Source organism: Cyclobacterium plantarum (assembly GCF_011290685.1).
Lineage (GTDB): Bacteria > Bacteroidota > Bacteroidia > Cytophagales > Cyclobacteriaceae > Cyclobacterium > Cyclobacterium plantarum.
The window spans coordinates 184,950-192,946 of the sequence record NZ_JAANYN010000010.1 but is presented as its reverse complement, the minus strand read 5'-3'; the positions used below and the strand labels follow the sequence as shown (position 1 = coordinate 192,946).

Annotated in this window: 6 protein-coding genes; 3 read left to right on the top strand and 3 right to left on the bottom strand. The window is 42.7% G+C overall.

The features are described 5' to 3' along the window. Positions 1 to 1,344 precede the first annotated feature (1,344 nt). Both G9Q97_RS20290 and G9Q97_RS20285 read left to right on the top strand, forming a co-directional pair. The gene (locus G9Q97_RS20290) at positions 1,345 to 1,980 is read left to right on the top strand and encodes an alpha/beta hydrolase (RefSeq protein ID WP_166150257.1); all 636 of its coding nucleotides are present in this window, start codon (positions 1,345 to 1,347) and stop codon (positions 1,978 to 1,980) included. 343 nt (positions 1,981 to 2,323) lie between these two features. Continuing rightward, complete coding sequence (locus tag G9Q97_RS20285) at positions 2,324 to 3,778, top strand: sialate O-acetylesterase (protein WP_317168788.1); 1,455 nt, start codon at positions 2,324 to 2,326, stop codon at positions 3,776 to 3,778. 75 nt (positions 3,779 to 3,853) lie between these two features. On the opposite strand, the gene phnW is transcribed toward G9Q97_RS20285, so the two are convergent. After that, positions 3,854 to 4,951, bottom strand: coding sequence for a 2-aminoethylphosphonate--pyruvate transaminase (gene phnW, locus G9Q97_RS20280; RefSeq protein ID WP_166150255.1), 1,098 nt, complete (start codon positions 4,949 to 4,951; stop codon positions 3,854 to 3,856). A gap of 112 nt (positions 4,952 to 5,063) precedes the next feature. On the opposite strand from phnW, the gene G9Q97_RS20275 reads away from it, so the two are divergent. Beyond that, a complete protein-coding gene (locus G9Q97_RS20275) occupies positions 5,064 to 5,807 on the top strand; it encodes a hypothetical protein (RefSeq protein ID WP_166150253.1) in 744 nt (247 codons plus the stop codon). Positions 5,808 to 5,810: 3 nt separating this feature from the next. Here G9Q97_RS20275 and egtD read toward each other — a convergent pair whose 3' ends face one another. Further along, a complete protein-coding gene (gene egtD, locus G9Q97_RS20270; protein ID WP_166150251.1) occupies positions 5,811 to 6,743 on the bottom strand; it encodes an L-histidine N(alpha)-methyltransferase in 933 nt (310 codons plus the stop codon). After that, the gene (gene egtB, locus G9Q97_RS20265; protein WP_166150249.1) at positions 6,740 to 7,930 is read right to left on the bottom strand and encodes an ergothioneine biosynthesis protein EgtB; all 1,191 of its coding nucleotides are present in this window, start codon (positions 7,928 to 7,930) and stop codon (positions 6,740 to 6,742) included. The genes egtD and egtB overlap by 4 nt, the downstream gene beginning before the upstream one ends. Between the last annotated feature and the right edge of the window lie 67 nt (positions 7,931 to 7,997).

Here is a 7,997-nt window from a genome sequence, read left to right as displayed (position 1 = left end):
AACCTCATGAAAAGAATGGTAGAAAAACCACCATACCCTTACAAAGAATTTTATTTATCATACGCCTAGTTCAATAAGATAATTTGGTATAATTATTATTATGATAATCTTAATCCTATACATGGAGTATATGGAGGATTAGAAGCTGGTCCAATTTATAAGGAATTTTTAAAGACAAACCAGTCTTATATTGATCAATACTATGAAGCTATTAGTAAGTCTTTAAACATATCAGTTGATTCAATTAAAAATTATTATACTGATGATGGTTTATTTATATTTCCTGAATCAATACTTGATACAACGGATTTTGCTCCCATTACGTTTTCTACGAACACAAAATTTGAAGTCAAAGTATATAATTTTGAAGAAACGGCTCCCAATGAGGTTCATTATATATCCTTCTTACCGTTAACAAATCCACTTAGTGTTAATTTTGAAAATGAAGCATATCCTGATTTTAGAATGGATAGTATTTATTGGACCAAACAGAATTATATATTCTCTCGATAAAAACCGTATTGAATCAATTAGACAGTTGCAATTCATAAGCACAGCGTGCGCCTTTCACACCACCTTTCGTATGAGTCTGGTAATCACCCTGCACCCCTGCCCCTTACTAAGATGGTTCGCTGCGGCAAATCATTTGTTAACGTTCGGCCCTGCTTAAAATTAAGCCGGTCCGATACGGTGCTCTTCATCGAATTTGGACCAATGTTTAGTCCTTTAATAGTCCTTGAGACCATCGGGGGTATGGTTTTGACAGTCCCCGCTCGTTTCTCCGGCTACTATGACCTTTGACTTCGGCGTGTGTTCAATCGAACGCTGACTTCTTTTCCTGTGTATCCCGTACAGGTTGAGATCTCCCCAGAGCCTGTCCAGCAAAGCTGAATAAAGGCAAATGCCTTTCCCCAACATCTACTGGATCTATCGCTCAGGTATTTGGTGATTTCCCACCTTAGAATGTCAGTATGCTCCCGATGGTTGAGACAAGTCTTGTTACCGCATCCAACCTGTCAGGCCTTAGTATCCAGTTTCCCGAAAATCGGGACAGGCTCTTTTCGTTGTAACCCAGGTTTGCAGTCTCGCTTCCTTCAGTACATGTCAAACGACAAATCACTCCTGCGGAATGGGACAGGCTTTGTTATTTGTTAATGCTTCGGGACACGACTCCCGCACATAAGGGACTTTTACCTTCTAGAATAATCTGGTATCTTCGATACCAGATGCCCATACTGGGCATACATATTATGAAATGAAATCATTACCACGTAAGGCAAACATTACAACCAGAGCTTCAATTCATACATTTAGCGTTATGGTGCATTAAAAAACTGACAGAAATTGAAAATTTACGGAATAAGTGGACTTGGAGCTGACAAAAGAGTTTTCGGTTATCTGAATTTAGACTATCCGCTAATTCCTGTTGAATGGATTGAACCAGTTGAAAACGAGACTTTAAAAGACTATTCCATTCGACTATCAAAAATGATTGACATAGATTCTGATTTTGCGTTAGTTGGAGTTAGTTTCGGTGGGTTAGTTGCTGTTGAGATTAACAAATTCCTTCAACCAAAACTTACCATTTTAATTTCTTCTACCGAAACAAAGAATGAGCTCAGACCGATTTATAGAGGTGTCGGCAAAATTGGTCTCCTGAATAGTATACCGAGTAAATTTTTTGACCCACCGAGAAATATTGCCAAGTTCATTTTCGGCACAAACAATGGAAAGTTGTTGAATTCCATTTTAGATGACACTGACTTGAGATTTGCTAAATGGGCAGCTAATGAATTAGTAAATTGGAGTAATCTAGATAGAGTTGAAAACGTAATTCGCATTCATGGGACGAAGGATAAGCTTATTCCTTGGCGTGGATCAGGTAAAGTTGAATTAATTGACAATGGAGAACACTTTATGATTGTCGATAGAGCTGATGAAATAAGTAAGATAATAAACGAAAAAATAAAAACCATTTAGGCTACCATGATGCGATTAATGCTTCGGTTCATGGCAGCGTACCTTCCGGTAGCGTTTTTAATTCATTGCTTTACTGTTTTTTTCCGATGCTTTTTGTTGCATCAGAAAACCAGCTGTCTGAGGGTGTATGTTTGTAAATATGACTTGATGTGGGTTTGGATTTCGTTAAACAGTTAAAAAAATGGGGTTCGATTAGCAGCATAAGACCCGCAGTGCGGTATTTCAGTCCATTTTCAAAAAAAATAATAGGAAAAACAACAAGTTTAAAATAGGAGGATTTCTGAATTTTAGGTCAAAAATCGTATATTATCAATTCTTTTTTCAATTAAACTAAATCCAGATAATGATGAGAAAAATTGGAATGGTTATCGCCTTATGCCTATGGATGTTTCAGGTACAGGCGGAACTTAGATTACCGCGGGTATTTGCGGATCATATGGTTTTGCAACGAGGACAAGAAATTCCTGTATGGGGATCCGCTGACTCGAGGGAGCGCGTGACGGTATCCTTTCAAGGCAAAGAGTATCGCGTGAGGGCAGACCGGGAAGGAAACTGGGAGCTCAAAATGGATGCGCTGTCAAAGGGAGGGCCCTATACCCTTACCGTAACCACAAGAGATGAATCCGTTACCTATGAGAATGTCATGATAGGAGACGTTTGGTTGCTGGGAGGCCAATCCAATATGGAATGGGCTTTGAAAAACACCAATAATGGTGAAGATAGCATCAAGACCGCCAAGCACCCTGACATTCGATTGTTTGAAGTAGGAAGAAACCTTAGCCTGGAACCCATAGATGATGTCCCTGAGGCGAAGTGGTCTGTTTGTTCTCCAGAAACGGTGGAAAATTTTTCAGCTATCGGCTATTATTTTGCCAGAAGGATACAAACTGATTTAGATGTACCCATAGGTCTGTTGGACATCAACTGGGGAGGGACCCTATCTGAGGCATGGACCAGTCCGGAAGCCCTGATGAGCCATGAGGACTTCAGAGAGCGGGTGGTTACCAACCAAACAGAAGGGCCTAAGGATTTTTCGGATCCAGAGGTAAGGAAACCCAATCTTTGGCCGACCAGCCTGTATTATGGCATGCTGGAGCCTGTTATTCCATTTGCGATCAAAGGTGCCCTCTGGTACCAGGGAGAATCCAATGCAGGCAGGGCTTATCAGTACAGGGAAATATTTCCTTTGCTGATTACTGACTGGAGGGATAAATGGGGCCAAGGAGATTTCCCTTTTTTATGGGTTCAGCTGGCCAATTTCAGACAGCCAAAAGATGAACCTGCTGACAGTGACTGGGCAGAACTTCGGGAAGCCCAGAGCATGACTTTATCCCTACCCAATACAGGGCAGGCAGTAATCATAGACAAGGGAGAAGCTGATGACATACACCCAAGAGACAAATGGACCGTTGGTGAAAGACTGGCAAAGGCCGCCAAAAAAATAGCTTATGGCATGGATGTAGTGTATAGTGGACCTACTTTTAAATCCATGGAAATTCAGGGTGATCAAATCAGAATTAGCTTTGACCATATTGGCTCCGGTTTGATGGTTAAGGACAAGTATGGTTATGTAAAAGGATTTGCAGTGGCTGGAGCGGACAAAAAATTCCACTGGGTCAAAGGCTTTCAGGATGGAAACCAGATCGTTTTGGAAACCGGAGATATCGATGATCCTGTTGCTGTCAGGTATGCCTGGGCAGATAACCCTGATGATGTAAATCTTTACAACAAAGAGGGTTTACCTGCCAATCCATTTCGTACAGATGAATGGCAGGGAATTACCTACGGAAAAAAATAAAGTCGAATGGTTTTAATCCAAATAGTGTCCGGGCATTACCAGGTGCGAAGCATTTGATCTCCGGACACTATTTTTTTACCAAAATTTTATCTTTTCCACTGCAGCTACCAGGCGGTGAATGTCTTCCGGAAATACATGGCCTATATGGCCAATTCTGAAGGTTGCTGCCTGAGATACCTTGCCAGGATAGATCACAAACCCCTCTGATTTTAGCAACTGATAAAGTTTTTCGAAAGAAAAGGCAGTGCTTTGAGGCTCATGAAAGGCGGTGATGATGGGAGACTGGTCTTTAGTTTCTAAAAAAGGCTTTATGCCGATTTTTTCCATTCCGCTCACCAGGGTTTGGTGATTTGCCGCGTACCGTGCATGCCTGGCGGATATGCCACCCTCATTTTCCAATTCAGTAAGTGCTTGTAAAAATGCCCTCACAGTATGCGTAGGGGAGGTAAACCGCCATTTGCCAGGATCTTTTTCCATGGTTTCCCATTGATCGTATAAATCCAGCGAATGGCTTCTGGAATTTCCCTTGCATTCCAGAAGGGTACTTTTTTTGGCAATAACAAATCCGAAGCCAGGAACTCCCTGTATGCATTTATTGGCGCTGCTAATCAAAAAATCAATTTCCGGCCACTTGACATCCAATGGAATCCCCCCAAAGCTACTCATGGCATCCAGTATGAATACCTTTCCCCATCGGGCCGCCAATGCTGCAACGGGGGCGTAATTATTGAGCATGCCGGTAGTGGTTTCACTGTGTACCATGCCTATATGTGTGATGTCCGGATGGGTTTGTAGGGTTTTTTCTACAGTTTCGGGATCTGCTTGCTTATGCTCCGGAAATTCGACAACTACTGTTGCTGCCTGCATTGATGTAGCTATCCTTGCCATCCTTTGGCCATATGCTCCATTGGAAAGCACAAGGATTTTGCTTTTTGGCCTGAGGCTTGTCCACAAGACTGCCTCCACGGAGAAGGTACCGCTTCCTTGCATCAATACGCTGGTATATGCTTCACCGCCATGGCTTAAATCCAATAAGGATTCACGGATTTTTTGCACGATGGACTTATAGTCTGTGTCCCAGGTGCACCAGTCCCTGTCCATGGCCGCACGGACAGTTTTGCTGGTACTTAATGGTCCGGGGGTGAGCAGCAGGTAGGGGTTTTCTGGTATCATGGGAATGGTAATAACAGGATGAATATTGAGATTAAATATAGGGTTTCCCCCAAACAATTTCAGGGGTCTGCCTGGAATTCCTTATATTTATTCTATAACCTTTAAAAATATCATGGAACATTTTATAGAAGGTGTACACAATTATTGTGACCGCTGGTGTGAGCGGTGTGTATTTACTGACAGGTGCAGGGTTTTTTACATGGAGGAAAAAGACCGAAAGATCTCTGCCCATGATCCCAAATGGGAGACCTCCCTTGAACCCATTACCAAAACCCTGGAAGAAGCCAAAATAATGCTGGAGAAAATGGCAAATGAGAAAGGCATTGACCTGGCTGAAACGGATCAGGAATTTGAAAAGGAGCGGGCAGACAAAAAATCAAGGGTAGAAAATCATCCTTTGATGAAAAAATCCATGGACTACCTGGAACTCTCCGGGGAATGGCTGGAAAAAGGTCAGGTGAAGGACAATACCGATAAAATTTTTCAAGAGGTAAACCTTGGAATAAAGAGCATGCAGGAAGGCGAAAGGGAGATTTTGCTCCTCAGAGACAGCCTGGAGGTAATTCGCTGGTATCAACCCCTTATCGCTGCCAAATGCCACCGGGCACTGTTGGGAAAAGAGGATGAATATAATAAACACTTTGCTGAAGAGGAACGGGATTATAACGGAAGCGCCAAAATAGCCAGGATTGCGATCGAAAGGTCGATGCGGGCATGGGCAAGTTTACTGGGTTTTTTTGAGGAAGAAGAAAGTGCGATTTTTCGGATTTTAGCCAGTTTGCAGCAAGCCCAACAGGTGTTGGAAAGGGCATTTCCAAACATGGATCATTTTATCAGACCAGGATTTGATGAATGAAATTTATACTTCAAATAGGCTGATGCTGAAATAGGATTTGCTATCGGTAAAATGATGGTCCGTGCTGAAACCTGCTTTAAACCTGATCTGGTCCAGGTCTTCCAAACTGTATTTTTGTGAAACCTCCATGTGAATGGGTTCAAATGCATGAAAGCCAATGGTCTGACCAGCCACCTGTACTTTTTGTGCCATGTTACTGATCAGGAAACTTTTCGTGGCCCCACTCAGGGGATCATAACTGGCATAATGGTCAAACCCGGCTGTATCAAAATCAGCATTTAATTCCCGGTTGATTCTTTCCAAAAGGTTGATGTTAAACTTCTTGGTTATTCCTGCGGGATCATCATAGGCGGACAGTATGGTTCTGGGATGTTTTTTTAGATCCACTCCCAGCATAAAGTAGTCTCCCTTTGACATAAAGGTTTTTACAAATTGAATAAAGTCCAGGGCTTTTTCCCCTTCAAAATTTCCAATATTGCTGCCAAGAAAAAGAATGACTTTTGGTTTATCCCTCTCCTTGATGCTTTTGAGGGTGTCAAAGTAATCTCCGGCAATGGGTTTTACAGCTAATTCCGGAAGCTTTTGCCGCATGAATTGTTCATTTACCGAAAGGATATCTGGGGAAATATCCAGTGGGATATAGGTAATGTTTTTTTTCTCTCGGAGTAAGGCATCCAGAAAAAGGGCCGTCTTTGTTCCGTCACCGGCTCCCAGTTCCACTACATCGTAGCCTTTGCTGGGAAGTTCTCTGATAATATCTTTTGCACGTAGCCTTAAAATCTCTGTTTCACAGCCGGGCAGATAATATTCCGGCATGTGCATGATCTCCTGAAAGATGGCAGAACCCTTTTCATCATAAAAGTATTTTGAAAATAACCTTTTAGGGTTCGATTGTAAACCATTGAGGATGTCTTTTTCAAAGTTGGTTTGTGTCATTTTGTTTTAGCAAGTCTGATTCCTGAAAAAATCCATCTGGACGGTGGTGCAAAAAAGTTGCGGTAGGTAGCCCGGCTATGTCCTTGGGGAGTAGCTACCGATGCCCCTCGCAAAACATGCTGATTGACCATAAACTTGCCATTGTATTCTCCCAGTGCCCCTGCTGCTTTTTGAAATCCCGGGTAGGGAAGGTAGGCACTGCCGGTCCATTCCCAAAGTTGCCCCCAGGAAAACTGTGGGGATGCTGCCTCCCATTCAAATTCGGTAGGAAGGCGCATGCCTTTCCATTCCGCAAAGGCATAGGCTTCGTAAAAACTCAGGTGTTGAACCGGTAAGTTTGGGTCTATGGGTGCTAAGCCGCTAAAGGTATATTGTCGCCATTCCCCCCCTGTTTGGTGCCAGTAAAGGGGAGCTTTGAGTTTTTGATTCTGGATGAAATCCCATCCATCAGCATGCCACAAATTAAAGTCCTGGTAGGCACCGGCTTTGATAAATTCCATGTATTCTGCATTGCTTACCAGTTTGTTAGAAATCTGGTAGGACTCAAGGAAAACCCTATGTCTGGCATTTTCATTATCATAAGAAAAACCATTTCCGGAAAACCCGATAGCATAAAGCCCTTCCTCCATGGAAATCCATCGCTGCTCCTGGCTTTCCTGCAGCAGATTGAAAGTATCCCCATATACCGGAAATGTCGGCTGGTGGCCCAGGATGTATTTGATATCATACACCAGCAACTCCTGGTGCTGTTGTTCATGATTGATTCCCAATTCAAGGATATCCAATGCTTCCTTTTCAGCCTCGCCTGAGCCAATAAAATCCAGGACTTCCTTTGTCACATAGTCCCTGTAGGCCAATACATCACGTACGGGTGGCCGGCTCATCAAACCCCTGTTGGGACGCAGCACCCTGTCTCCTGCGTTGTTGTAATAACTGTTGAACAAATAGGCAAAATCGGAGTCATAAACTGTATATCCCTGCTTAAAGGTACTGAGCAGAAATTGTTCAAAAAACCAGGTGCTATGCGCCAAATGCCATTTAGGAGGAGAAACATCCGCAATAGGCTGTGGAACATAATCTTCAAGTTCCAACGGAGCACAAATCTTTTCTGTTTGCTCCCTGCAGTTTTTAAATTGGTTTATTAGTAATGTGGTTTCGGTTTCAGATTGACTCAATTTCACTGACATGCGGTGAATGGATTTGATTGGATGAATGAAACTAATGAATAGGGCAAAAGTTTTGCCCTACGCCTGA